The organism is Verrucomicrobiota bacterium (genome assembly GCA_038744685.1).
Taxonomy (GTDB): Bacteria; Verrucomicrobiota; Verrucomicrobiia; order Opitutales; family Puniceicoccaceae; genus Puniceicoccus.
Map to the genome: position 1 here is coordinate 80924 of JBCDMB010000005.1, position 26802 is coordinate 107725.

The 26802-nt window shown below is 50.1% G+C and carries 24 protein-coding genes and 1 pseudogene; 12 read left to right on the top strand and 13 right to left on the bottom strand.

Annotation, left to right across the window (positions count from 1 at the left end; all coding sequences use genetic code 11):
• Positions 1 to 21 precede the first annotated feature (21 nt).
• Genes AAGJ81_04940 through AAGJ81_04950 form a run of 3 tightly spaced genes read left to right on the top strand, consistent with a single transcriptional unit; the run spans position 22 to position 3123 of the window.
• Positions 22 to 1770, top strand: coding sequence for a solute carrier family 23 protein (locus tag AAGJ81_04940; protein MEM0965476.1), 1749 nt, complete (start codon positions 22 to 24; stop codon positions 1768 to 1770).
• The gene (locus AAGJ81_04945; protein ID MEM0965477.1) at positions 1767 to 2393 is read left to right on the top strand and encodes a hypothetical protein; all 627 of its coding nucleotides are present in this window, start codon (positions 1767 to 1769) and stop codon (positions 2391 to 2393) included. Before AAGJ81_04940 ends, AAGJ81_04945 begins: the two co-directional genes overlap by 4 nt.
• 52 nt (positions 2394 to 2445) lie before the next feature.
• On the top strand, positions 2446 to 3123 hold the full coding sequence (locus AAGJ81_04950; protein ID MEM0965478.1) for a hypothetical protein: 678 nt from the start codon (positions 2446 to 2448) through the stop codon (positions 3121 to 3123).
• Between the two features lie 78 nt (positions 3124 to 3201).
• On the opposite strand, the gene AAGJ81_04955 is transcribed toward AAGJ81_04950, so the two are convergent.
• The 12 genes from AAGJ81_04955 to AAGJ81_05010 all read right to left on the bottom strand — a co-directional run bounded on the left by AAGJ81_04955 (position 3202) and on the right by AAGJ81_05010 (position 14295).
• On the bottom strand, positions 3202 to 3396 hold the full coding sequence (locus AAGJ81_04955; GenBank protein ID MEM0965479.1) for a type II toxin-antitoxin system Phd/YefM family antitoxin: 195 nt from the start codon (positions 3394 to 3396) through the stop codon (positions 3202 to 3204).
• 222 nt (positions 3397 to 3618) lie between these two features.
• Positions 3619 to 4155, bottom strand: coding sequence for a hypothetical protein (locus AAGJ81_04960; protein MEM0965480.1), 537 nt, complete (start codon positions 4153 to 4155; stop codon positions 3619 to 3621).
• Positions 4156 to 4557: 402 nt separating this feature from the next.
• The gene (locus AAGJ81_04965; GenBank protein ID MEM0965481.1) at positions 4558 to 5187 is read right to left on the bottom strand and encodes a hypothetical protein; all 630 of its coding nucleotides are present in this window, start codon (positions 5185 to 5187) and stop codon (positions 4558 to 4560) included.
• A gap of 22 nt (positions 5188 to 5209) precedes the next feature.
• Positions 5210 to 6136 carry an SRPBCC family protein gene (locus AAGJ81_04970; GenBank protein MEM0965482.1) on the bottom strand — a complete coding sequence of 309 codons (927 nt, stop codon included), beginning with the start codon at positions 6134 to 6136 and terminating at the stop codon, positions 5210 to 5212.
• A gap of 38 nt (positions 6137 to 6174) precedes the next feature.
• Complete coding sequence (gene hisB, locus AAGJ81_04975; GenBank protein ID MEM0965483.1) at positions 6175 to 6777, bottom strand: imidazoleglycerol-phosphate dehydratase HisB; 603 nt, start codon at positions 6775 to 6777, stop codon at positions 6175 to 6177.
• Positions 6759 to 7853 (bottom strand): histidinol-phosphate transaminase, encoded by a 1095-nt coding sequence (gene hisC / locus AAGJ81_04980; GenBank protein MEM0965484.1) that lies wholly within the window; start codon positions 7851 to 7853, stop codon positions 6759 to 6761. The genes hisB and hisC overlap by 19 nt, the downstream gene beginning before the upstream one ends.
• Positions 7854 to 7910: 57 nt before the next feature.
• Positions 7911 to 9209, bottom strand: coding sequence for a histidinol dehydrogenase (gene hisD / locus AAGJ81_04985; protein MEM0965485.1), 1299 nt, complete (start codon positions 9207 to 9209; stop codon positions 7911 to 7913).
• A gap of 67 nt (positions 9210 to 9276) precedes the next feature.
• Positions 9277 to 9981, bottom strand: a complete 705-nt coding sequence (locus AAGJ81_04990) for a hypothetical protein (protein MEM0965486.1) — start codon at positions 9979 to 9981, stop codon at positions 9277 to 9279.
• A 75-nt stretch (positions 9982 to 10056) separates the two neighbouring features.
• Positions 10057 to 11169: an aminopeptidase gene (locus tag AAGJ81_04995; GenBank protein ID MEM0965487.1), complete on the bottom strand. Its 1113-nt coding sequence runs from the start codon at positions 11167 to 11169 to the stop codon at positions 10057 to 10059.
• A gap of 110 nt (positions 11170 to 11279) precedes the next feature.
• A complete protein-coding gene (locus tag AAGJ81_05000) occupies positions 11280 to 11807 on the bottom strand; it encodes an NUDIX domain-containing protein (GenBank protein MEM0965488.1) in 528 nt (175 codons plus the stop codon).
• On the bottom strand, positions 11791 to 12756 hold the full coding sequence (folE2, locus tag AAGJ81_05005; GenBank protein MEM0965489.1) for a GTP cyclohydrolase FolE2: 966 nt from the start codon (positions 12754 to 12756) through the stop codon (positions 11791 to 11793). Before folE2 ends, AAGJ81_05000 begins: the two co-directional genes overlap by 17 nt.
• A gap of 354 nt (positions 12757 to 13110) precedes the next feature.
• On the bottom strand, positions 13111 to 14295 hold the full coding sequence (locus AAGJ81_05010; GenBank protein ID MEM0965490.1) for a biopolymer transporter Tol: 1185 nt from the start codon (positions 14293 to 14295) through the stop codon (positions 13111 to 13113).
• 327 nt (positions 14296 to 14622) lie between these two features.
• On the opposite strand from AAGJ81_05010, the gene AAGJ81_05015 reads away from it, so the two are divergent.
• Positions 14623 to 15645: a glutamine synthetase gene (locus tag AAGJ81_05015; GenBank protein MEM0965491.1), complete on the top strand. Its 1023-nt coding sequence runs from the start codon at positions 14623 to 14625 to the stop codon at positions 15643 to 15645.
• Positions 15646 to 16026: 381 nt separating this feature from the next.
• Here AAGJ81_05015 and AAGJ81_05020 read toward each other — a convergent pair whose 3' ends face one another.
• Positions 16027 to 17214, bottom strand: a complete 1188-nt coding sequence (locus AAGJ81_05020; protein MEM0965492.1) for an AI-2E family transporter — start codon at positions 17212 to 17214, stop codon at positions 16027 to 16029.
• A gap of 376 nt (positions 17215 to 17590) precedes the next feature.
• On the opposite strand from AAGJ81_05020, the gene AAGJ81_05025 reads away from it, so the two are divergent.
• From AAGJ81_05025 to AAGJ81_05060, 8 genes and pseudogenes are all read left to right on the top strand, one after another.
• Positions 17591 to 18040, top strand: a complete 450-nt coding sequence (locus AAGJ81_05025) for a hypothetical protein (GenBank protein MEM0965493.1) — start codon at positions 17591 to 17593, stop codon at positions 18038 to 18040.
• A 244-nt stretch (positions 18041 to 18284) separates the two neighbouring features.
• Complete coding sequence (locus AAGJ81_05030; protein MEM0965494.1) at positions 18285 to 19208, top strand: PEP-CTERM sorting domain-containing protein; 924 nt, start codon at positions 18285 to 18287, stop codon at positions 19206 to 19208.
• 780 nt (positions 19209 to 19988) lie between these two features.
• Entirely contained in the window at positions 19989 to 20849 is an 861-nt protein-coding gene (locus tag AAGJ81_05035; GenBank protein MEM0965495.1) for a glycosyltransferase, read from the top strand.
• 311 nt (positions 20850 to 21160) lie between these two features.
• On the top strand, positions 21161 to 21958 hold the full coding sequence (locus tag AAGJ81_05040; GenBank protein MEM0965496.1) for a glycosyltransferase family 61 protein: 798 nt from the start codon (positions 21161 to 21163) through the stop codon (positions 21956 to 21958).
• 101 nt (positions 21959 to 22059) lie between these two features.
• On the top strand, positions 22060 to 22917 hold the full coding sequence (locus tag AAGJ81_05045; protein MEM0965497.1) for a sulfotransferase family 2 domain-containing protein: 858 nt from the start codon (positions 22060 to 22062) through the stop codon (positions 22915 to 22917).
• Positions 22918 to 23096: 179 nt separating this feature from the next.
• Positions 23097 to 24432: pseudogene (locus tag AAGJ81_05050) on the top strand (IS5 family transposase).
• 815 nt (positions 24433 to 25247) lie between these two features.
• Positions 25248 to 25808: a glycosyltransferase gene (locus tag AAGJ81_05055; GenBank protein ID MEM0965498.1), complete on the top strand. Its 561-nt coding sequence runs from the start codon at positions 25248 to 25250 to the stop codon at positions 25806 to 25808.
• Positions 25805 to 26647 carry a methyltransferase domain-containing protein gene (locus AAGJ81_05060; protein ID MEM0965499.1) on the top strand — a complete coding sequence of 281 codons (843 nt, stop codon included), beginning with the start codon at positions 25805 to 25807 and terminating at the stop codon, positions 26645 to 26647. The genes AAGJ81_05055 and AAGJ81_05060 overlap by 4 nt, the downstream gene beginning before the upstream one ends.
• Positions 26648 to 26802 lie beyond the last annotated feature (155 nt).

Genomic DNA, 26802 nt, shown 5'->3' on the forward strand with positions numbered 1-26802 from the left:
TCTTTGGCCTTTTCTCGGAAGGTGTTTATCCCCAGACTGTTGGGTGTGGGATCTGAATTGAAGCGGCCGCCAGAGCTCCTGTTTTGGCTCGATGAAAGGCCGTCTTTTGGGAAGCTGATTTTTCTCGGTCTCCAGTATGTGGTCGTTATCTGCCCCTATCTCGTGCTGGTTGCGATTGTAGCAAACGCAGCGGGTCTCGATTCCAGCCATTCGGTTCAGTTAGTCGGAATGAGCATGGTGGCTATCGTCCTCCATTCGTTCATTCAAACCTTCAGGTTCGGACCTATCGGATCCGGCTTTCTGGCACCTCCCGTTGTCTCCGCTATCTATCTACCTGCAGCGCTGGGAGCAGCTGCGAAAGGTGGGATTCCACTGGTGATCGGGATGATCATTTTCGCGGGTATTTGTGAAGTGTCGTTTTCCCGGATTGTGGCGCGGTTGAGAAAAGTTTTCCCAGCGGTTGTATCGGGGATTATTCTCATGTCGGTCGGCATCGAACTGGGAAAAATCTCATTGGGGATTGCCTTCGATGAACGGTTGTTCCAGAAGCCAAACTTTGGACAGATCGAGATCGTATTTTTTGGAACGGTCACGTTGATGGTCGCCCTAAGCGTTTGGGGGAAGGGTTATTTTCGCTTGTTTTGCGCGTTGATTGGGATTTTTGCCGGTTATTGTCTCGCAGGGGTGTTGGGTCTAATCCCCGCCTCGCTCACAACGACTTTCTCGGACTCGCCGATATTCCAGATTCCCTTCGTTGTTCCCAAGGAGATCCACTTCGACTGGACGTACCTTTTCCCTTTCGCACTTGCTGGTGTCGCGTCGGGGTTGCGGACGACCGGAGTGCTGGCGACCTGCCAGCAGATCAATGATGCTTCGGGGTCGAAGTTGGATACCAAACGTCTCGAGGGAGGGGTTCTAGCCGACGGTATCGGATGCGCTATTGGAGGGGTCTTTGCCTCACCCGGTCTGAGTGTGAGCCCCAGTTTGATCGGTGTAGAGAAGGCGTCTGGCGTGACTAGCCGCAGCGTGATTTTTGGCATTACTTTCTGGCTTCTCGTCCTCGCCTGCCTGCCCAAGTTAGCCGCTTTAATCGTTCACATGCCTCAGCCGGTCATGGGCGCCGTTCTATTTTTTAACGGCTCGTTTATGTTTGTTGGAGGAATGCAAGTGGCCTTTCGGAGGCCGGTCACTATCCGTGAGACCTTTACGATTGGATTCTCCACCTTGTTGGTGATTGGGGTAACCCTCTATGGAGACTTCTTCAGCGGTTTTCCGGAATGGGTGAAGCCCATTGCAAGCTCGCCGATTGCCGTGGGAACGCTTTCGGCGGTTTTCCTCAATTTGTTTTTCCTAATTGCTCGGAGAAGAAAGGGTGTGATCGAGCTCACGGACAAAGAGCCCTCAGAAACCAAGATCCATTTTAGGGAGTTTTTTGAGAAGGAGGCAGAGGAGTGGAAAATACCTAAGGTCGAATTCGAGCAGATACGGGATTCAGTGATTGATCTGGTCGACCAGATCGTATCCGCGAATGCAAACGAGTCTCCTGTTCGGCTGGCTTTTGAGTATGACGACTTTGACCTAAAAATTAAGGTTTCTTACAAGGGAGAATTGATTCGGACCCGTACTCCTCGGAGTGCTCTTGATCCGATCGAGGAGCAAGCATTTATCAGCGGGTTGTCCGGCTGGCTTTCCGACGTGAGAGCGGACAAGGTGGAGCCTTTCGTGGATGGGGATCGCTGTAGGATTCGGCTGACCTATTTCCTCGGATGACGATACCTTACTTTTCAACAGTCCTCTTTTTGGGTGCTGTAGCCGTCCTTTGGGGGAAGGAGCGGCAGGGTCATGGGCTCGACTTCGAGCAGGAGGTTTGGAACCATCTTTTCGACCGAGGTTACACGGATGAGTGGGACATTCCGGGAGGTGCAAATTTGCGGAATCCCGGTGTTCCGATTTCGGTCAAATTGATCCAGTGGGGGTCCAGTGTTTATCTAGGAGATGCGGTGCGTCAGCGATCCATTCGTGAACCCTTTGAGTTGGTGGTTGGGTTCTACGAAAAGGACGGCGAGGAACGGAAACTGGTCGCGCTTCATCAATTAGAGTTTTCGCCGGAGGAGTGGGATCGATACTGGGGAGATATTTCTTTGGAAGAGTTAGAGGAGCTCTCCAGTCGGATTAAGGGCGGGTCGATTGAGCAAGCCCAGGAATATGCTCGGGTGCGGGCGAGCGAGTTGAGGGAACAATCAGTTGTGTTCAGCGTGAATCCGAAAATCAATAAGGATCAGCGGAGGGTTCAGTGCTCGGTGCCCTTCCGCATTTTCTATGAGACGTGGATCGGAGAAGAACCTGTAAAGTCGGAGGACCTGGAGTTGTGGGGTAGGCCGTGGGATCAGTGAATCACGCATTGGTTGACTGTGTCTGGATTGATGGCAGTATTCTGGAGCTGTGATGAAACGAGCGATCCCGTTTTTTGCCCTTTGCCTTTCAGCTTGCTGCACCCAAGTTTCGGCGACTCTGGTAGCCTATTGGAATATGGATGGTTCGACCGTGCCTTCCAAACTATCTGTGACCAGTGGATCGCAAGCAGGTAGTATCACTGCGGGGATTTTGGACATTAACGGAACCGTTGATCCGTTGATTGCAGGAACTTCTATCAATGTGGAGGGGCCGGTTGGCTCGCCCAATTACGCACTCGGGTTTTATCGAACGACAACGATTTTCAATGACGGTCGTTTTTTAATGGAGGGGTTCAATTTTTCGGAGCTGACCGACGTGTCGGTGTCTTTTGCCTACCGAAGCTTGGGTGCTTTTACTTGGGATAGTAACCTGGAAGTCGATTACCGGATCGGTAATAGCTCATGGGTCGATGTGGCCGAGCTGGAAACATGGCAATCGGGCTACGGCCTTGCGAGTATAGATCTTGGCTCCGCGGTCTCTGGCCAGGAGGATGTGGATATCCGTATCCGCACGGTTAACTGGCTTAGCATCTATGGATACCTCGATGTGGACAACATCCAGGTTAACGCAGTGCCTGAGCCAAGCGGAGCGGCTTTCTGGATCAGTGCATTTGCTGTCGGAATGATCGGGTTTCTTCGCCGGAACGGAGATCGGAGAACCTACTCTTGAGAACATTCTTTAGATTTGGGAGTTGGACTCCCAGATTTACGTTGAAGTGATCCTAAGGGATTCAGATATATGGGCCTTCTATTTGATGGGCGGATTCACAGGGTTGCCAGCGCCAAGTGATCCGATCCGATCTCCTTTTTCGGCGGCCTCAATAGATGCGATCAAACGGTTTGCATTGGCTGGGGTTCGAAGAAAATAGGCCGTTTCCTGAAGGGCTCCGTGATCCTTAAGCGAGATCACGACGACCGCTTGTTCTTTTTTTCGCGTAATCACGACACAGGGTCATGATCCAAGCAAACTTGATCCATCGAGGAACTAAGGTTCTCTGTTTCTGACTGTGTAGGTGACCGTTTTCACATGGAAAGCGGGATGTCCATATTGAGGAAGGTGGTCAAATTTTCTCGTGATCAAAAGGGGATCCAGCGCAACCTGTAGGTGGGCTTCCTAGCGTTATTCATTTATATTATGTTCGGCTGCTTTTACTGGATTGTCTGCTTAGTCTGGTTGGATAAGCCGATCCGGCGTGAACGGGTCGAATAGAACGAAACGTACGAGAATCGTTTCTTTGTCCTCAGGAAAGAAACTGATGACCGATTCGTCTCTGGAAATTAGAGTGCTTTCTGAGATGAGTTCGAAGCCGGATGATTCCTGGCCTAAAGAGAAAATGACTTTGAAATCCTCTGGGTGCCTGTGAGCGTGATCATTACTTGATTCGAAATTGATCAGCTCTGGAGTATAGGCTGCTACGGAAGCCATAACTCCGTCGAAAACGTTAAACTGCCTAAAATTTACAACTACTGGGGTTTCAGCTTTCGCGGCTTCTTCAGGAATATCGAATTCGAAATAAACAGTGACACATTTTCGAATGATTTCATCGATTGCTCCCTCACTGATCGGATCGGTGATCCAAACTGAATCAATTTCAAGAGGTGTTTTTCTCCCATCGTAGAGATATACCGAAAACTCGCTGAGTTCTTCAAAATCGGCGACGTCTTCTTGCTCGAGGTAAGCTGGAAATCTGGAAATTTTCATCCAAAAATCCTTAACTTTATTTGAGCCATGACCGATCCTAGGGAGATAATAAGGGAAACTCACCCTGATTGGCGGTCTCTGAACGGATTTCTTTCCAGATCCTTCTTTTACTAATTCAGGATTCTTGTGCTTCGCGGCCGATCTCAACCAGTACTTTCCAGATACTTGAGTATATTCATGGGATACAACAAGGTGGACCTCCTCCCCAACAATGAAGGCTTCATGTGACGGAATCACAATGTTTGGGTATGCAATTACTGGAAAAAGACCAACGAGTAGTAAAGAGAGTCTCATGTTCATTCCAAGTTTGAGAACAGGCAACCCGTATGTGGGTTCCCAGAGCGATCAATTTTTGAAAACACTTAGGCGGATTTCACTAGAAATCGTCTGTGGCGTCTCGGACTATTCGATCAAAGGCTTCCAAATGCTCTCTTGAACCGGTTTTCCTGAGGCAAACTGCACAAGTGTAAAAATGTAGTCCAACTCATCCTGTCGACTCTGTTTAATCTGCGTAATCAGCGCCGCTTCTCCCCACTTGTTCAGTTCCGTCAAATCAATACGCCAAACGCCATCTTCCTTGTAGAAATGAAATCGTATTGGAGAATCCTCCCCATTTGTTCTCACGACACCCGTTGCGAAATCTCTCTGAACATCGATTTTTCCAATCCCGAGTCCGGACACCGAATTCTTTCCGACCCAGCCACGGCTAGCAGCATATTTGAATAGGGATTCAGGAGTCATCTGAAGGATCTCTTCCCGCGGGACTCTGTGGCGAATGAGGATCACTTGTATTTTATCCAAGACACCGAGCTCCATGATCTGATCCCGATTCGAGGTAAGCACCCGATCAAGCGTTTCGCCGTACCATGCTTTCGTGTTCTCGTTAACGAGGCCATATGCAGTTTCGGCATCGTCATTCAGGATCGCGGATTTATAATCTTCGAACGCTTGCTTAACCGAGGCGTTTTCTGGATCGGACGAGCATCCAGTTACAAAAAGGGCAAAAAGTAAGACCAGCCAGAGACTCTTCATCAAGTATCCGTTTTTTTGCAGCTTACTTCGCAGGAATCAGGATAACTGTTCGAATATCCTCCTCCTCCGTTTTGCTTGGGTCGCTTTCGTAGATTTCGAAAGGAGGCGACTTTTTATCCCATGGGAATACTTTGGATCGGGCGTGGGTCATCGCTGCTGACCAGGCTGTCCCCAGGTGACGGTAAGGTCCGGTGACAATCGTTTTGTAGACATTCCCTTCCTGGATCTGGCCTTTGCGGATTCCGGGATCCAGCGTGCTTGGAAGAGATCCGCTGAAGGGCACCCCCACGGTGAAGGTGCAGATGTCTTTCCCTGGGTTGAATTCGTGATAGATGCTAAAGGGGGGTCCTTCGGGAGAGATTCCCGCTTCATCACAGCTGAGACCCAACAGCTCCATTTCCCGCTGGAGAACCGGCCCTACCGCTGTAAGGGAAGCTTCTCCGGATCGACCGAGAAAAGGGGCCGCTGGGTAGTTCTCGACGCCGACAAACTCCAACTTCAAAGGAACGGAACCGGCTTCTGCGAGGTCTTTCAACAACTGCAACCCATTGTCGTAATCCATTCCGATAAAACCAACCATCATTGGCTTCATCCAGAAGAGGAAAAAGGGCAGGCTGCCTGCCATCTCCCACGTCACCCGGGTTCCCTCCGAAGTCTCCTCGAAGGAAAAGGTCACCTCGGCGGTAGATTTAAAAGGGCGAATAAATTCAAGGCGTAGATCGATTTGCTGGCCATCTATCGAAGCGACACGGATTGCTTTACCGGCTCCAATGATCTTACCGTTCCATTCGTAGCTCTCACCATCAGGAGCGAAGACCAATGGACAGTCTGCCTCGGCTCGGAGCCAAGGAGACCATTCGGGCCACCGGCGGAAGTCCCGGACTAGCTCAAAGATAGTCTCTTTTGATGCAGCTATCTCGATGGATTTGCTGACTCCAAATGCTGGCATGGGAATGGATTTTTGCGCAGGCGATGAGGCCGAGGCTCTTAGTCGTTGAGCGTTTCTTTGCTGGAGGGGATGGCTCCACCTCTTCGAGGATCGATCTGTGTTGCCTCATCTAGCGAGCGGGCGGTCCCTTTGAAGGCAGCCTCGGCAAGGTGGTGCGGCTCGACGCCACATTCGCGACGAATGTGAAGGTTGATTCGAGCTTGATTTACAAACCCCTGAAAAAACTCACGAAACAGACCTACGTTAAAGTCTTTCACAAATCCCGGAGAGGCTGGCAAATCGTATTCCAACCAAGGACGATTACTCACGTCTACCGCCACGCGGACGAGCGTTTCGTCCATCGGAAGAAAGAAGGATCCGTAGCGCTTAATCCCTGCCTTGTCGCCTACGGCTTCTCTGAAGCAATCCCCCATTACGATACCGAGGTCTTCGACCAGGTGGTGGTAGTCGACTTCGACGTCTCCGTCCGCTTTTACCTCCAGATCAAACAGGCCATGCACGGCAAACAATGTGAGCATGTGGTCGAAAAAGGGCACTCCTGTCTCAATCTTTGACTGGGCGGTTCCGTCCAGATTCCACTCTACGGAAATCCGGGTTTCCGCGGTCTCGCGTGTCTTCGCGCCTATTCTTTTTTCAGCCATTCCGATATCGTCTCCCAAAGGGTCAGCATCTGATCCTCGTCGCCGATACTGATTCGGAGAAAATCACGAGTCAAGGCGTGGCTATCAAAGTAGCGGACAAGGATCTTCCTCGATTTAAGAAACTCAAAAAGTGAGACGGCCACCTCCGGTCCGTAGTCACCATGAGCGGTTTGTGGCCTCGCGAAGAGAAAGTTGGCTTGGGACGGATAGACCTCCCAGCCAATGCCTTCCATCTCATTCCGGTAGAAGTCGCGAATGTAGGTGATCTTGCCGATAGTGGCATCAAAATAACCCCAGTCTTTCAAGGCTGCGCAGCCGGCGGCTTGAGCCACGCGGTCCAAATTGTAGGAATCCCGAACGCGGTCGAGAAGGCTGACGATCTCGGAAGAGGCGACGGCATAACCGACCCGCAGCCCAGCAAGACCGAACGATTTGGAGAAAGATCGGGTGATGACCAGGTTCGGGTGGCGATCGAGGATTTCAACGGTCGTGTCGCTCGCGAAATCTCCGTATGCCTCGTCAACTACGAGAATCCCATCTATAGTTTCAGCCAGCTGCTCGATTACTGAGAGGGGAAAAGCGACTCCTGACGGTGCGTGTGGACAGGTCAGAAAGAACAGATTGGGATTTGCGGCAACGATCTCTTTTACGGGGAGCCTAAAAGGATCAGTGAACGGAACCGAGATCCACCTCGATCCATTGATTGCTGCAAGAATCGGATAAAGGGAATAACTCGGCTCCATCGCGCCCGCGGATTTGGAATCGTCGCTGAAAACACGAATCAAGAGATTAAGAATGTCGTCGGATCCGTTTCCACAGATCACTTGAGCGGGTTCAATTTTCCAAAAAGACGCAACGGCATCTCTCAGCGGCTGAGAGGTAGGATTTGGGTAGAGGGTCACCTTCTCCATTTCAGCTCGTGCGGCTTCCAGAACAAGCGGACTTGGAGGGAAGGGGCTTTCGTTGGTATTGAGCTTGATCCACCCGTCTTCGTTGATTTGCGCTCCCGGAACATAGGGGTCCACAGCCAACACCTTTGGTGTGACGTAGGATGAAACATTGGTGCGAATTTCCATGTTAGCGGGGAGATTCGAAACCCTCTCTTACGATCGATCCGGTGGAAATCATGAATTTCACTTTTCGAGCCGCTTTTTCAGCGAATCTCCGTGAATGGGCAAGGACTCCATTTCCGCAAATGCCTCGACGGTTTCGATGGCGATGCGGTTCGCCTGCTGATTCGACCTCACCAGACTGGACCGTCTCATGAAATCGATCGCCTGTAAGCCTCCTGAAAACCGTCCCGTTCCGTCGGTAGGAAGGGTATGGCTCGGACCCGCGACGAAATCCCCGAGTACTGTTGGAGTCTCATATCCCTGAAGGATCGCACCGGCAGTAGTGATTCTCCGTGTCAATTCTGCGATCCGGTTCGGGGCGACTTGTAGCTCAAGGTGCTCGGGCGCGATCGCATTTGCGAATGCTACGGTGGCTTCGACGGTGGGGCAGATGCCGATCAAAAACCGGTTTTTCAAAATGGATGGAATTTCGGAGTCGGCGGAAAGGCGGCTGACCTGTTTTTTCAGTGCGACTTCAATCCGTTTCCATACCTTTTGGCTGGGGACTGCCAGATAGAGTTTCTCTTTGCCTGTGCCGTGTTCTGCCTGCGATAGGAGGTCGCTCGCGACCCAGTCGGTGGTAGCACCCTCGTCAGCAACCACCATGACCTCGCTGGGCCCTGGAAGTAAGTCTACCCCGACCGATCCGAAAACCTGTCGTTTCGCTTCCATGACAAATGCGTTCCCGGGTCCGGCGATCAAGTCGACTGCCGGAACGGTTTGAGTGCCGTAAGCCATAGCACCAATGGCCTGGGCTCCACCTATGCGGTAGACCTCTTTGAGGCCCAGAGCGTGAAAGGCGGCTAGAAGTCCGTCGGAAACGGTGCCTTCTCCGTCGGGAGGGGTACAAAGAGCAATCTCTGCGACTCCAGCTACCTGTGCCGGAACGACTGTCATGAGAACGGTGGAGACAAGAGGCACTTGGCCTCCCGGCACGTAAAGACCTACGCGTCCAAGCGGATAAAAACGCTCTCCTACAGTCATTCCCATTTCGTTCTTTCCCGTCCATCCCACGGGCAGGCATTTCTTGTGGTAATGACGAATCGATCGGATCGAGCTCTTTATTGCTCTCCGATCTTTGGGAGAGACTCTGCTCCAACCCAGCTCCATCTCAGAAGCGGTGATTCGCAATCGACGCCGCGGTAGGTCGATGCCATCAAACTTCTGAGTCAGTTCCCTGAGTGCGCGGTCTCCATTGTTGCGCACGGCTTCGAGAATTGGACGCACAGCATTGCTTGTCTCCGTGGAAAACGAGACCGATTTCTGAAACCTTTGGACCGTTGAGACGACGTTCGCTTCGGTTATGGAGAGAACCTTCATTCTAGTTGGGAGAAGCGTCTGCCCGGGTTTGTGTCAAACCGGGTTTGTCATTGGTAGGAACGCCCAATCACTCAGGTGATGCAAAAGTGTCTTCGGGTAGATCCGGATTCACTTCAATCTCCGAGAAAGTAATCGTGTGAACCAAATCGTCGCCCTCGTAGGAAAGGACTTTCTCAGCAAATCGGATTCCATCCACCACGGTTTCGCCTTCTTCTGTATTCACAGATCCGTTATCGGTTAAAGTCCCAATCAATTCGCCCGTTTCGGGATCAAAGTAACGAAAAAACTGGATACCTCCGGGATGAACATACCGCACTTCGTCGGCAGTTTGCCCGCGAAAGCTGCTTTCGCCCAAGTATTTCGCCCGCACTTGAGCTGAAGTTGGAAACTCAAAAAAGTATAGATTCTCGGCAGCATTTGCTTTGAAGCGTCTGACTTGATCGAGAGGGAGCGGAAGAACCGCTTTGCGCCCTGTTCCGAGATCCTCCTGAACCATAAAACCCTCTAGGGCATTCACGACCATGGTAATCCTCCCCTGGTCCTGAGTGATCTCGAGGAGCTGGCTCGCCGGCTTTTCCAAGACAAGCCGAACCTGCCTTTCAGTCGAACCACCTTCGGGAGTCAAAGTGCCCTGATAAAGAAGTGAATCTACCGACTCCAGCGTCTCGTTCGGACCGACGTAGGACCTTGCCTTTTCAATGACTTCTTCGAGCGATTTGGCAGACAGTGAGAAAAAGGATAGAAGCGTGAAGAGGAAAATGGTGCGGGTCATAGGGAGCGATCATCGGCTGAAAGAAGGAAAACTCAACCTGCAAATCGGATTTCACGGGCCTTGGGGAGGTCTCCTTCAGTCCGCGAGAAGAGCTTCCCGATTGAGCTTTTGCAAAGACTTTGGCAAAAAGATGCCGTCTTTCCTCACCAACTTGTCATCAAACCAGATCTCACCGCCTCCGAAATCCTTTCTCTGGATGGAAACCATATCCCAGTGAACTTGAGAACGATTTCCATTGTCGGCCTCCTCGTAGGCTTGACCCGGAGTAAAGTGGAAAGAGCCGTCGATCTTTTCGTCAAAAAGAATGTCACCCATCGGCTGCCGGATGTGAGGATTAAAACCAATCGCGAACTCGCCAATGAAGCGCCCTCCTGGATCAGAATCCAGGATCTGATTGAGTCTCTTTGAGTCACTGGAGGTAGCTTCAACGATTTTACCCTTCTCGAAGGTGAGCCGGATTTTGTCGAATGACACGCCTTGATAGACGGTAGGGGCATTGTGGGTGATGGTTCCTTCGACAGAGTCTAGCACGGGCGCCGTAAACACCTCGCCATCCGGGATATTGTACTGTCCGCCGCAGGGAATCGCGGTCATGTCCTTAATGGAAAAACGGAGGTCTGTTCCGGGCCCTTTAATGTGGACCTTGTCTGTCTTTTCCATGGCTTTCTTGAGAGCCGCCATACCGGGCTTCATTTTTGCGTAATTGAGAGTGCAAACGCGGAAGTAGAAATCTTCAAACGCTTCGGTGCTCATCGAGGCTTGTTGAGCCATTGCAGGATTTGGCCAGCGCAAGATGCACCACTTCGTTCTTTTGACTCTGTAGTCCAGCGTGGGTTTCATCTTCTTCGAACACATCTGGATCTTCTTTGCCGGGATGTCGCTCGTCTCGAAAATATTGTCTGAACCACGAAGCGCTATGTAGGCGTGGATCTTTTTCATGCGGAAAAGTTCCCATGAATTTTCTGTAGCGTATTGCATCTCCGTTGCTCCCTTGATCAGCTCACGGGACACTCTTTCGTTTCTCCACGATACGTGAGGAACGGCCTTTTTCCTCCGCGCTTCTCGAATCAGGGCAATGACCATTTCCTCGGGGATTCCGCCTGCGTCTATGAGAACGTGCTCGTCTTTTTTCAGGTCAACGGAAAACCCGACTAAACCGCGGGCCAGTAATTCGTAGCGAGGATCCATAGGTCGAGCGTGAAGATTCGGGGAGGCCGGGCAAGTAAAAGCGGATGCGAAGCCCTTCGGCCGAACACTTTGAGGAATGCGGTCAGCTCAGACGGCCGCGCACCGCAAACTCAAGATGGGTTGGTCTGCTTCCAGATTTTCCACAAATACCGAAAGGAGTCTGAAAAGTCATCCGGCTTGTCAGTGAGCCATCTCTCAATATCTGCAGGGGTTTTCCAACAGCCGTCTGAAATCTCGCCGGGGTCAGGTTCTATGGTTCCTTCGAAATCGAAGACCGCATACAAGCGGACGAACTCGTTTCCGGTTTCCGGGACCGCCTTTACCGCGCATTTTTCCTCAAGGTGAATGGTATCGGCGGGAATTCCCAGCTCTTCTCTGATCTCGCGTGAGGCTGCTTCCTCATAATCTTCTCCGGAATCGACATGGCCGGAACAGGAGCTGACCCATCGATTGGGGGCAGTGTCTTTGGAAGCGGAGCGTTTTTGGAGAAAAAGGGAACCGTCTGGCCGAAAAACGAATAGGTGGACGGCACGATGGAGTAGTCGCTTGCGATGAACTTCAGAACGAGTTTCCCGCCCGATGACCCGGTCTTCCTCGTCAACGACGTCGAACCATTCTGCGTCAGCAGATGAGGTCATTGTAGTTTTCGATCGCACCAGATAGTCCGGTTGGTAGGCCCTTGGCAATCGAGGCTACAGCATCGTGAGAATGGAGAGATTCGAGGTGCGAGCAGGAAACGGCAAACTTCTCGATTCCCGGATGAGCGTCGATCTGGCTGTAAAGAAGGCGGACAGCATCCTCTACGAATTTCTGGTAGGCACCGTTAAGCTCAGCGAAAGCCTGCTCATCGACCCTTCGCACCATCGACTGGGTTTCGGTGGCAAGCGCGTCTCTGCAAAGTGCGACGAGGCCTTCTATGGTGACACTTTCATCAGAAATCGGAACTACCTTCACTTGCGCCCGGCTGCGCTGCGAATGAGGGATGGCATAACGTTGACGGGTCTCCTCAGCGTGATCGGCGAGATCAGAGGAGCACGGGCAGGCAGAGGAATACACGAAGCCGATCTGCATCATCCTGGTATACTCACCACCGGACGACATTCGACCCTCCAGGACGGTATCATAGTATTGGAAACCGTCCAAGCCACTTCGAAGACTCTTTTGGGCAAGCGGAAGCGAAAATCGAACCTGGAGGCGAGCCGACTCGGCGTCTAGCTTTTCTCGGTAGTTTTCGAGGACTTTCCGGATAAGACCAAAATTCAGGATCTGATTCCGGTGCTCATAAAAGATTCGTATGATCCTGGACATGTTGATGCCTTTCCTGTTGGCATCCAGGCTTACTCCTCCAAAAACGGAAACTTCGAGCTGAATTTCTGTTCCGTCAGCGTTTTGAAACCGCATGGGGAGGCGGAAATTGGAAGATCCGACCTCCTGAATGGCTACAGGTGTACCCGGAATCTCCGCTGACTTGAGGTTCTGCGTGTCGGGAAGTTCATGGGTGTAGTCTTCCCCCGGAGCGAAGTCAGCATCAAACTCGCGGGAGAGTCTGGTGCTGTCATCGGTGGGTAAAGGTTGGTTGGAGGCCATTTGGTAAATTCTGTAAAACGATCCAGTATGACACCGTTTCGTCCCATGACAAACGGGAAAATGGGTCTGTTTAGCGTGGTGGGTGGGATTAAATCCACTGGTAAGCTGATTATTTTTTTGGGAGGGACCACCTCCGCGTGGTCAGCGCGTCGGAGTGGTCGTCCAGCCGAAACGATTTGGACGGGACAGAGCCCGTCCCTCCCCCGAGTACCCCGCATAAAAAATTACACCCGCGTGGTTCTTTCTGCCAGAGAACCTCGTGGTCCCTCGTAACGGGAGCCTCAACCCTCGCGGTTCCCTTTACGGTCCAGCGGCTTTGACTCTCTTTTCCGGGAATACTATCGGCGGTGAAATCTACCGCGGCATGACAAAGTTTGCCTGTGCAGCGTTTCCGAACCTCTGCGAATGGAGGGGTTCGATGTTCTTTGTTTCAGTATCGAGAATGAAAAGCCTCGTCTGACCCCGTTCCCGATTGGTGAAAATGAGATGACGGCCGTCGTTGAGCCAAGCGGGTTCGATGGCATCTCCCGCCACGGTCGTAACGAATTCGCTTCTTCCGGTGGAGGTGTCGTAGAGTGAGATTTGGAATCCGTCTGTTTCGGCGGCTGTGAATGCGATCAGTCTTGAGTTTCGTGGATTCCAGACCGGTTCGGAACAATAGCGGCTGATGTTGGTAGGCAGGCGGGAAACGGCTCCGCCGGACGCTGCGATTCCGAAGAGCTGCGGTTTGCCCAATTGGTCGGACGTAAAAACGATTTTGCTGCCGTCGGGAGACCAAGTTGGGGAGGCCTCGAGACTGCGATTGTTCGTAAGTCTTTTGGGGTATCTTCCGTCGGATCCTGACACGTAGAGTTCCGCGTTCCCACTTGAGGAAAGTATCATGGCTACCCGACTGCCGTCAGGGCTGTAGACCGCTCCCGTATTGGTCCCCTTGAAAGTAGCGAAAGGTTTGGCTCTCCTTGAGGATAGAGTCATCTCGTAAATGTCGGGGAAGCCGGTCGGCGCGTAGGTCGTGTAAAGAAACCGAGTCCCGTCTGGCGATAATTTTGGTCCAATTGAGTCCCCCTCGCCCTGCGTAAACTGCCTCATTTTCTGAAAAAAAATGTCTCCGACAAAAATCTCCTTCTTGCCTTGTCGCTCCCCAACCAAGGCGAGTTTTCCCGCGAAAAATCCGGGAATTCCTAGGAGTCGCTCCACAACATCGTCGCATGCCATTGCAGTGGCCTCCAACTTGTCTTCGGCGGTAACGGTGCCGTTGAAAGTAGTTCTTCCGGTTGTGGCGTTGAAAAGAATCGTATCTGACCCGGAAGTGCGCAGTTGCAGTGCGACGTCTGCCTCCCCGGAAACGACTCGAAACGCGCCGTGGAGTTGGAATGCCCGCTTGGCAAGAGCTTCGACCATCGGTTCCGTGGCGGTCACGGAAATCGTCAGCTGCTGCTTTTCTCCCGTTCGCTCGATGGGGTCCAGAGTTGACGCGTTTTGGGCGAGAGAAAGAGGGGCCAGGATCAGGAGGGATATCAGTAGAAAAAACGCGCGCATGAGAGTGATTTCGCTAGTGAGAGGAACGGAGGTCAACGCTTTTCAACGCCTGTTGCTCGATCGATCGATCTTGGCTCTGTATTCTCGGCAGATGGGTCTGTGAAGCGGGCTTGTTTTCTGAACCAATTACGGGAGATTAGATTCTACTAGTGGTTTTCCATACCTTTCAGTTCGTTTGACCACCAAAGGTTTGAGAGGAGTCCTCTGGACAACCCCGTTTCTCGAGTTTCTGGCATGGAGACTGCTGTTTTGGCCAACCTCTAGCCTATCCCGCTCTGGGGTGGCCGTTTACATCACTCAGCATCTGCACAAAACCAAAGACAGAATATGGCAAAGATAAAGTTGGAATACATCTGGCTCGACGGGTACACGCCTGTGGCAAACCTGCGCGGCAAAACACTAATCAAGGATGGGGAAATGGACTCCTTCTCGTTGGAGGATTGCCCGCAGTGGGGATTCGACGGGAGCTCAACCCAGCAAGCAGAGGGCAGTAGTTCGGACTGTGTGCTGAAGCCAGTGGCGATCTACCCGGATGCAGCACGCGAAAACGCCTTTATCGTAATGTCGGAGGTGCTCATGCCTGACGGTTCTCCGCATCCGTCAAACATGCGGGCTACAATTACCGATGAGCCAGGCCTCTGGGTCGGACTTGAGCAGGAGTATTTCCTCTTCAAAGACGGACGTCCTCTGGGATGGCCGAAGGATGGATATCCTGACCCTCAGGGCGAATACTACACCGGAGTCGGATACAGTGCCGTAGGAGATATCGCCCGGGAAATTGTGGAACAGCACCTCGACCTTTGTATCGCAGCGGGAGTCAACCATGAGGGAATCAACGCCGAAGTGGCGAAGGGCCAATGGGAATTCCAGATTTTTGGAAAAGGCTCCTACAAAGCCTGCGACCAGGTGCATGTTGCTCGCTACTTGCTTGAGCGACTCTGCGAGGAGTATGGTGTAGACGTTGAGTACCACTGTAAACCGTTTACAGGCGACTGGAACGGCTCCGGTATGCACTGTAACTTCTCGACCGACTACATGCGGGAAACCGGGGGTAAGGAGTACTTCGAGAAACTCATGGACGCATTCGAGAAGTACAAGGACGAGCATATCGCTGCCTATGGCCCGGACAACCACATGCGCCTCACCGGGCTTCACGAAACACAGTCGATTGACAAGTTTAGCTGGGGTGTTGCTGACCGCGGTGCGTCAATCCGTGTCCCTCATAGTTTCATGAAAAACAACTACAAGGGCTACCTGGAAGATCGCCGTCCTAATTCCCAGGGCGATCCATATGCGATTGTCGGGCGAGTCCAGCAGACAGTTGCCGAGGTCGAAGCCGATTATAAGTAAGTCTCGTCTTTAAAACTACATTTTCAGCCGCTTTCGGAATCCCCGAAAGCGGCTTTTTTGTGGGATGAGATTTTTGACCTTCGGCACTTTGTGCCGAGGCCTTGGCGAATGAGGAAGCTCGAAGAGCGAAGTAGGTTTACGCCTCGATAATGTGCGAACCATGCGTTTTCGTGCGGGCAAAAACTCGGTGTGGTGCCCGGAAACAGTAAACAGAGGGATGCATCAAGCCAGCCTGATGGAGAGCAAGGATCTTTGGGACAAAAGGTAGGGCGTAGTCTTTGACAAGCCGCGAAGTTTGGAAAAAACACGCAGATTTAGATTCGACATGTCGGCTTGCGGAACGCTGCGCCCTACCTTTGTAAAAGGAACGAGTTTCCCTTTCTACCCTCCATCCGAGCTTTCCTTAACCTCCTCAGCGTTGATCCAGCGATCCAGATACTTTTCGCGCAGCAGGCGCCAGGCAACGACGAAGAATGCGGTGAGTGGTATCGCGAGTATCATACCGAGGATACCGCCGAGAGCAGTTCCCCAGAAAAAGATCGCGATGATAATGGTCAGGGGATGGAGGCCCGTCTTGTCACCCATAATTCTAGGGGTAAGGAAATAGCCTTCGATCATCTGAACCGCTACGAAGATCGCCAACCCAATACCGGCAAGGACGGGTCCACCTTCCGGCTGAAACCAGGCGATCGGAAGCACGGTCGCCAGACCGATCATCGTTCCAAAGTAGGGAATGATGTTCAGAAGGCCGATCATCATTCCGAGCGGGAATCCGAAGTTTATCCCAGCAATGGAGAAACCAGTTCCCAGGAGCACCCCCATGATAAGTCCAATCAGGATCTGCCCGCGGAAAAATGCCTCCATGCTGTGGGCAAAATGGGTGCCGAGGAAAATGAGGTCTTCTCGAATGTCGGACTGCACCCATGAGAGCTGCTTTTTCACCCCCTCCTTTTTGTCTCCCCGCGCATTGAGAAAGAAAAAGGCGTACACAGGAATAATTGCCAGTCCAGCACCGATCGCGATGATTGAGCCGGCATAGGCTCCAACCTTTGAAAAGGCGGGTCCGAGGAGCTGAGGGAGATTGCCAAGCTGGGCCTGCAAGTTTTCCGTCCAATCCGCGACCTTATCCTTCCCAATGGTTGAATTCAGGTACTCCATCAACTGGGGGAATCGGTCGAGTAGGGCGGTCTGCAGCCGCTCAATAATGGATGGAAGGGCGCGAACGAAATTCAGGGTTTGTTCGACGAGAAGAGGAACGGCGAATCCGAGAATGGCCACTAGGGCGAGAACCACCAGGGCATACAGAACGATGATACTGCCGAGTCGGCTCATTTTCACCTTGTTCTCAAGGAGTCCAACAACAGGCTGGAGGAGCATTGCGAGAATTCCGGCCACGGCCAGCGGCCAAATGACGCCCGAAAACTTGCTTACAAAAAGATTGAGGAGATCAAAAAGTGCGTAAAGAAGAGCCCCGATTACGAATACAGAGAGTCCGGCCAGAGCGGTGGTTACTAACCTGCGTTGAAGCGGGCTGAGCCAAAAATTGGAGGGATGCTTTTCGTCTGGCATCCAACGAAGGTTGAAGGATCAATGATGGCTAGCCAAGGCGAAAGAACGGACTCCTGCACCTCTTCCCTGCAGTGGTTCAGTGGCCGATCGGAAGTGGAGTTTTCGTGAATCGGACTTTGTTCAAAAAATCTTGAACAAACCTTCTTTTTTGACTGAAATTGGCGGTTCTGTGCAGGGATCACCCCCACGCCAGCTTCTGACGAATTACCCTAACAGTTATTGGGCATCCCAACCGAGGACTCGCCCAAGGGCGGTAGCGTACCAGAAAGTTTTCTCGTGTGCGGAAAGGTCGCTTTAGCACCTGTTTTGGAAATCAGGAGCCCTCTGTGTTAACACAATATCTCTTCTCTACTCTATGAACTCATGGGAGAAAAAAATGGTTGATCTCGGAGTTGCGGGGGCGAACGCGTTCTCGCTGCCGAAGTCTGTTGGCTCTATTTTCGGCCTTCTTTTTGCAAGTCCGTATCCGCTAGGGCTAGATGACCTGGTGCAAAAGTTAGAGATTTCGAAAGGTTCGGCCTCCATGGGTCTGAACTATCTACGGAAGATAGGTGCGATTCGAGACGTCGATCTACCGGATAGTCGCCGCACCACCTATGAGCCGGAGCTTTCGCTCCGGCGTTTGCTGGACGGCATTTTGCAGGCGACCATTCTACCTCACTTAAAAGATTCTGGAGAGCGGTTGGATGAGTTGCAGGAGGCACTCTCTGCCATTGAGGGAGAGGACCGGCTGATCTTGGAAAAGCGCTTGAAGACTCTGAGATCGTGGCGGAAGAAAGGCCAGACGCTGGCCCCGGTGGCCTCACAGTTTTTAGGGAGAAGGTAGGATTGGTCTGAATCGAGTCGAACGCTGAGCACTCTGCTCTTTATTGAAGGGCCAATCCTTCCTTCGGCGACAATTAAACTCAGTTCGGTTGACGAACCAAAACCGTTGACTTCCAAAGTAACAGTAGACTTTACAACATTGAAAATGAGTGGCCAAATCGTAATTGACTGATCACGTTTCACCGTTCTCGATTTCAACTAAATGATACTCCTGAGAACAAAATGTGAGAGCGCCTGGTAAAGTGATGAAAAGCCTTACTACAGTGCTAGTTGTTGCCTCTTTAGTCCTTCAGACTGCTGAGGGGATGATTCACTTCAACCAGCTAAGCTCGGACCCGGTGATCATCTCTTCGCCGACAGGAGCGTACGCGGATAGTGGGTGGCAGTGGCAAGGCGATTGGGGAAATGGCAATGGCACGATCGTTTCCCCGAATCAGATCCTTACAGCGAACCACTTCTCCGCAACCTCATTCGTTTTTAACGGCAACAGCTATGATCAGGTTTCATCGGTGACCACCGGGGATATGAAGCTCGTCACCCTCGACACCTCCGTTCACGGAGACTTTTCTTCCTGGGCATCGTTTTATAGGGGAAGCTCTGAGGTCGGGGAAGAGTTTACTGTGTTTGGGCAGGGACGGGCCCGTGGGTCGGAAGTCAATCTCTCCGGAGATCTCAAGGGCTGGCGTTACGGCACTGACGGCACCAGACGTTGGGGAACGAACGTGGTGGATTCCGTCTTTAATGCCTCAGTTGGGCCTTTGCTGGTTGCAGACTTCGACTCTTCCGGGGGCACTACCTACGAAACGCATCTGGCAACATGGGACTCCGGGGGAGGATCCTTCATTGAAGTCGACGGGGAGTGGCTTCTGATTGGGGTGAACTTTGCAGTCGACGCGTTTTTCAACACCTCTCCGACTGACACTGGTAGATTCCAAGCCGCTCTTTTTGACATAGGAGGCTATTACCTCGGCTCAGATGCCAATGGTTGGACCTTCACCGCGGACCTTCCGCTCGTTGACGTTCCCAGCCGGTTCTACATGCACCGAGTGTCGGAATATGAAACGTGGCTCGACAACAACATTGTAATTCCGGAGCCGAGCCAGCTGGCCTTGGTAACGGGGCTTATTGCGATGTGTTTTATTGTTCGAAGGCGCAACCGACAAACGTAAGTCGTCCTACTGGGGTAAGTCGCACCCGGCTGCACAAATGCGTGGTCCATACAAACAGATCTTTGGGAGTTTTTACTAATCCAACATTTCAAGGCAGGCTGTTCCTTTGTGCCGTTGAAGGAGAAAGCGCGCTGAAGTAGATTTTGACTGCCCGACTATCGACTTTCTTCCGTATTTATACTTCTTAGTGATGCCCCTCCCAATATAGCCTTTGCATAGAAATTTGGACACTATCGGTCTGGCACGGCTTCGGTTCATCTAATCTCCAGGTAAGCTAATGTATGATGATCTGATGAGTTTACTAAAAATCATACGAAGATTCACTTCGACCAATAGCAGGTCGCGAGCTGAATGCAGTTCTCCTCCTGTTGAGAAATGAATCTCCAGAGGGCTAGGCTGTGGTATCCTCTTTGGCGCGTTGGATAGACAGGGAAGAGGGTGACTATAAACAAGTTCGAGAATCGCATCGAAGCCCGCCATGGAGAATGGCTGTAGACTCTTTTTTTCTGAAAAGCATCTCTTTCAAGAATTCTTTGTGGCTTAGGGAAGCTTGCGAAAGATCCCTTCATTCGACGGAACCATGTTCTTACTGATGGCAAAGGTATAATTGGGTTCCATCTGAGGGTTGGAGACGTGATGGGTGCTTTCTGGGTGTATCGCGGTGTTGAGGAGTCACGAATTGTCAAGTTAACAAATTCTAAGTGGAAATAGCGGCAAACTAATAGGGAACTGGAAAACCCTCTCCCAAAGAACATTGCTGCGCCTGCTCCCTACCCTTCAGTGATTAAAAAACCTACTATTTACGTCATCGTTCCTTTGTTCGACCGCTTTGAATTTGTAGAACGCCTACTAAGCCAACTAGCTGCTCAAAGTTATTCAAATCACAGGCTGGTTCTGATTGATCATGGCCGGAAAAGACTACCACTTGAAATGCGCACGAAAGAAATGATTTATCTTGAAGGCTCCATCGATGATTGGTGGAGTGGTGCGATTAACATAGGGCTGAGGCACGTATTGGAGGTGCTTAAAGTGCCAGACACAGATTTTATCCTGTTGCAAAATGACGACGTCATCTTTGGCACTGATTTGCTCTCCGGATTACTCGCTGTGCAAAAAGAAAACAATCGTTCTGTCGTGAGCGCGATTACGATTGAGAGGGGAACTGACCGAATCCTTGATGGGCACAATTTGCTCAGCTACCTGCAGGGTAAGCATATTAGCCCTCTTCGAGGAAAGTCTTTAGATGAGGTGAATGAAACAAGACTGCATGCTGATGTTTTGAAAGGACGAGGAGTTCTTTACCCTGTTCGGGCGGCGCGTGAGATTGGATATACAGACGAAAGATTGCACTATCGTGCAGATCCAGAATGGAGCTTCCGAGCTAGGAAAGCAGGTTACGAACTTTTGGTCGTCCCAGAAGTTACAGTAGAAACTGTCTTGGATACACAGGAGGGTGCTCGATGCGGACGAGGGTTCGAATATTTCAAAGACTTCGTATTTTCCAAACGTAGTACGCAAAATTTGTACTCTGCCAAAGTTTATTTTCAGTTATGTTTTGGCAGTATAGGCTTCGCATGGCCTTTCTTCGTGCATTCTTTGAGGACGATTCTAATTGGATTCGTGCAATCTTTGAAGGGATGATTTCGATCTCCGGAAAGTGTGTCTTGCTTTGCTAAATTGGTAACAATCTGGTGGGTAGAACGTCCAACGAAGAAGACTCTCTCACGTATCTCAAAAGGCAGCTACATACAGCTTGCTGAAGGAAGGAGATAAAAATAATCAAAAGAGTCAAATCTAGCTGCATTGTTTCTTTCTTTTCGTAAAGACGCCGGAAAACCCGGTAGGTTTAACCAAAATTCTCTGAACTATAGCCAACCCGAATCGAATCTGTGTTATACGAAATCTAAAGCCTAATCTAAAATAGAAATGATTATATAAAATAATTCGACTAAATGAATCCAACTGTATACAGTTCCGAAAGAACCTATTTTTTTCGGCTTCACCGTTACGGAACAAAGGTGTACTGCCATTTTCTCAGAGACCACCTGCTCCCTTTGTTTTGCCGTTTCGTGGATGAGGGAGTGATCTCAAGGGGTAACTATGAACCCAAGAATTTTACGTTATTCACTTCTCGTCGATCTTCCTACTTTGGGATGTATGGAAGCATTATTGATCCTAAGAGAGTAAAAGTGCGACGATTCCGAATTCCACAAAAGGCCAAAGTTTTAAATGACTCAAGAATTGTTTTTACGAAAGATCCGAAGACCTATCAGCCTTACTTAGAGCATTTTAATGATCATATATTAAATAGGCTTAATTTGAGGGTGAGAGAGAAGAGAATTTGTGTGATCGTAGAAAGAGTGGGAGAAACACGTCGGATTGAGAACTTCAATGAGTTTGTAGCCGCTATTCGAACCCTTTGCCTAAGTCTTGATTTGGAAGTGCGGGTAATCAGGGCAGAAGAGCTCACTTTTTCAGATCAAGTTACCGTTTGTCGTGAAGCGTCTATGGTGATAGCGATGCACGGCTCCTTTTTAGCAAATGGAGTCTTCTTTCGAGAAGACGCTACAGTTGTTGAAATTCTTCCAGCAGGTTTTTCGTATACAGCTTTTCGAGACATCTCCCGTGCAAAGAATTTTTTTCAGTATAATTGCAGCGAACTGGAATGTCCGATTGCAGGTCGCGACTCGAATTTCAAGATAGACACGGACTTTTTTGTAGAGTGGTTAGGGGACAACCACATATTTTGATTAGATAGAGATTAATAAAGTAATGACCCTTAGTAGAACTGACATTACGATAAAACGATTTACATAGGTCGCTAAAAATCCCACTCAATATATAAAATAGTGTGAAAATAAGAAAACGACTTTTCTTCTTACACATTCCGAAAGCGGCTGGCACTACCTTCAAGGAAGTGCTCTACAAGCAGTATCCATTGAATCAGATTGCATGGATTGACGGTAGTCACCATGAAGAATCGGTCCGTAGGCTAAAGCGTCTTGGTCCAGATCAGCGAAACAGCTATCGGTGTATAATGGGACACCTTCAATATGGCTTGCATACTGACTTCGAGGGTGAGTTTGGTTATGTGACGTTTCTCCGTGAGCCTGTAGCCAGAACAGTTTCGACATATTTTCATATACTTGAGAACTCTCCGCATCACGTCCACCATAGAGCCTTAAAAAGTGGTGAGGTATCATTGGAGAAATTTGTTTCGGATCGGTTTTCTGATGAAACCAGAAATCTGCAAGTTCGTTGGATCAGTGGAGAGCCTAAGGCTGACCACTCGAGTCTCGCTCAAGCGAAGGAAAATATTGAACGAGATTTTGTGTTCGCGGGAATCAGTGAAGAGTTTGACAAATCCGTGGTAGCGTTTGCCGATGTTGTTGGATTCGAGAAGCCACTCTTCTATTCTCGTAAGAACGAAGGCGTCTACAATCAGAGAACTTTGGATTCGAGAGTGAGGAAACTCATTGAAGAAGAAAACGCTCTGGACATGGAGCTCTACGAATGGGTTAAAGCAAAGGTGGATCAGTGTGATATAGGGTCTAGGTCTGATATTCGAGAAAAGGTAGCCGCACAACGGGCTGCCAACCAAAGATACAATCAGCGGCGGGCCCGTTTAAAAAACATCTATTACATTTACGAGGCAATTATTTGGAAGCGCCTCCAACGAAATAATCCTTTAATCGTAAGAGACATCTAGTCGTGCCGTTTTATGAAAAGTTCTTGTTCGCACAACAACTTGAAAGCCGTAAGACAATGCTAATAAGACGCCCCTGAAATTGTCGTAAGTATTTGAATGTCTGATACTTTTATCTGGTATTGTGGATTAGTTCCGACGAGAATAACGCTGAAAAGCGCAAAGAACTGGCCGGAACTCAAATGAAGTCAAAGAAGCAAAACGAACCGACAAACGATCGATTCCTTCAACGCCTGGATCTGATGTGTGATCCCTGTTAGTATCTTGTAAGGCTCTCGGAAGTGATCCCATGGGAGAGTTTTGAGAAAGAGTTCGAAGGGCTGTATTCAAAGGAAGGTCGACCTGCGAAACCGATTCGATTGATGGTTGGGTTACTGCTTTTAAAGCAACTAGAGAACCTGTCCGATGAGCGGGTTTGTGAGATCTGGCGGAGGGACTGTTACATGCAGTACTTTTGTGGAGAGGATTTCTTCCGTTGGGACTGTCCGTGCGATCCGACGGAGTTGGTCTACTTCCGCAAGCGGATCGGCGAGAAGGTAGTTGAGAAGATCCTTGCGATGAGCATAGAACTGCACCGGGAAGAGGCAGAGAAAGAAGACGAAGTAGTTGCCGATACAACGGTGCAGGAGGCCAAAATAACGTATCCGACTAATACGAAGATGCGCCGGAAGATTATCGAGAAGATGTGGTCTATGGGGGAAGAGGCCGGAATTGTTCCTATGCGCGGACGGTTCCTAAGCTACTGGCTACGTTGAGAACCCGCTCTAACCGCATGGTGAAGCCCAGACGGAAGGCAGAGGAAAAAACTGAAAACGCTGGCAGGTCGTCTGATACGGGAGTTTAGGAGGAAAGCATCTTCGGGATGGTCGATAATTTACGAGGAGGAACTAGATTTTTGTGAGAAGGTCCTCCGGCAGGGGCGAACCTATAAAGGCAAGATCTACAGCCTTCACGATCCGGGTGTTCTTTGCATTGCCAAGGGGGAGGCGCACAAGAAATACGAGTTTGGCAGCAAAGCCTCTGTGGTGATGTTGGCCAAGAGCGGAGTGATCGTAGGAGCACAGAGTTACGATGAGAATCTTTACGATGGTGATACTCTCGATTCTGCCCTTTGGCAGGTGAAAAAGATCACCGGCAACTGGCCCCGCAAACGTCTGGTCGACAAAGGCTACCGAGGACGGCCTAAGGTGGTCGATACGAAGATCGAGCTGCCGAAATCACTACCCAAATATCTGACTGCTTACGAGAAGACAAAAGAACGAAAACGAAGAGAGCAGAAGATCAGCAATTTAACCTGTGATCGGACACCTTAAAAACGATTATCGAATGACCCGTTGCTTCCTCAAAGGTAGTTTGGGGGCCAGTCAGAATGTAATGCTCGCTGCCGCGGCATGGAACCTACGAGAGTGTATTCTTTTTGGCGTGATTTACAGCCTTATGCAAAAGATCAAACGATTACTGATACGGATGCTTGGACATCATCCAACTCTCTCACCGTGCCTCAGTGTCTCTGTGTGAGGTTTTTCAGGGTCGACTAATTTATTGGCTGTCAGAGATTTGCGAGAATTTGTTCCGAGGACAAGCTTCGAAGTCGTCGACAGGCGAGCGTGTGGCTTTGTTTTCGGTTGACGTCTTTTGACCGAACTCGATCAGAAATGCGAGTAGTGCATGTTAGTTTTAGGTCCGGAAAAGGCGGTGCTTCTGGTGCGGCGTTCAGGCTTCATAAAAGGCTCGCGGATGCCGGGGTTGATAGCCATTTCTACAGTTCTAATTCGACTGGAGTGGACGACCGCGAGCATGGTCCGAGAACTGCAGTTGATCGTGCTCTTCAAGCAAGGATTGTTCCCCGTATTGAGCGATTCATTGGGGCTCGTTTGAGACCTCATCATGACAAGCACTCGATCAATTTTTTCCCGTCAAGTGTCGTGCGAGATGTGAGAAGGTTAAGGCCAGATATCGTGAATCTACATTGGGTTGGAGATGGGATGTTGAGACCGGAGGCTCTGAAGGGATTCGGCTGTCCACTTGTTTGGACATGTCATGATCTTTGGCCCCTTTTGGGCGCGGAGCACTATTTTAGAGATTCGGAGGCCTTTCGAATTGGCTATAGTTCGCCTGATTATGAACGCAACAGCGTCAATCTTAATCGATGGCTTTGGAAACGTAAGCTTAAATCTTATAAAAGAGTGAATATTGAGGTGGTGTGTAATAGCGACTGGGTGAGAAAGTGCGCTCTACAGAGCGAACTCTTTCGTTCTCAACGAATTAGGACAATTCACTATGCAATCGATACGGAATTGTTTAGGCCAAGAGATCGCTCGAAGTGTAGAGAAATGTTTGATGTTGAGGCTGGCTCATATATGATTTTGTTCGGAGCGGATACATTGAAAAACAAACGAAAGGGATTCGATCTCCTGCTTGAGGCGCTAAAGAAGATACCTGAGTCAATCGGTGGAAGAAATGTTGTTCCCGTTGTGTTCGGCCCCTCATGCGGTAATGACGTTAGAGAGAGTGCAGCCTTAAGGCATGTTGGGTATATTACGGACCAACAACTTTTGTCACATCTGTATAGTGCCGCGGATGTGATGGTTACACCTTCTCGTAAGGAGGCTTTTGGACTGACCTGTCTTGAAGCGTTGTCGTGCGGCACACCAGTTGTAGCCTTTAAGACTGGCGGCTATTTGGACCAGATCAAACATATGGACAATGGCTGGTTGGCAGAAGAAGAATCGGTGGACTCGCTTCGGGAAGGGATATCGAGCGTTCTTTTGGATGAGGGTTTACGAATTAGAATGGGAGAGCAGGCACTCAGAACTGTCCGTTCAAGGTTCACAATTGAACGTGAGGTAAACGGATATGAATCGCTTTATTCGGAGTTAGTAGAAGGTCTATGATGTATGATTACTTGAATATTGGCTGCGGTTCGCACGCGCATCCGGAGTGGCACAACATCGATATGGTGGCTAATGCGAAGGGGGTGCGTGTATATGATTTGCGTAAGGGATTGCCCTACGCCGCCGACTCAATGGATGCGACCTACAGCTCTCATGTACTAGAGCACCTGAGTCCAGAAGCAGGTCGTACGTTTATTGACGAGCAGTTTCGTGTGCTTCGAAAAGAAGGCGTTATTCGGTTAGTTGTTCCTGATCTTGAGCAGAAAGTAAGACTATATTTACACCATCTTGAGCGAGCAAAGATCGGCGAGGATTCGGGTGAGTATGACTGGATGTTGATTGAGCTTTATGACCAATTCGCAAGGCGGGTAAGTGGCGGTCAAATGCGTGCAGTTCTCAAAGATCGCTCTTTACCAATTCGAGATTTCATTCGAGATCGGATGGGAGCGCAATTTGCCCATTTTTTCGAGGATGAGATGCCGAAAGATATGCACACAATGAGGTATTCGCTACCCTATCGTAAGCGTGTTTTTCGCAAGATTAAGGTCTTGCTGGAAGGGCTCCGTAAGCAAGTAGCGTTTTGGTTGCTGGCTCTTCTTGGCGGTAAGTCTTTCGTGACAGCTTTCAGAGAAGGACTCTTCATCAATGGTGGCCAACTTCATCTATGGATGTATGATGCTTACTCCGTCGAGCGACTTCTAAAGGATGGAGGCTTTTCGGATGTTCGGGTATGCATAGCTAGTGAGAGCCGGATACCTGAATTTGATCGTTTTGAATTGGATGTGATTCGCGGAAAGATCCGAAAAGCTGATTCACTTTTTGTGGAAGCTGTGAAGTAGGAGTCTTAGTTCGACCCTACTTGTTCAGTATGCTCTCAAAATATGACTGAAAACTCCATTCTTTGAGTGCTCGAGAATATGTCGTCTGGGAAGCTATAGGTCTTTTTCCTTATGCACTTGGACAATTCACTTTATTTGATTTTTCTTCAGAAGGA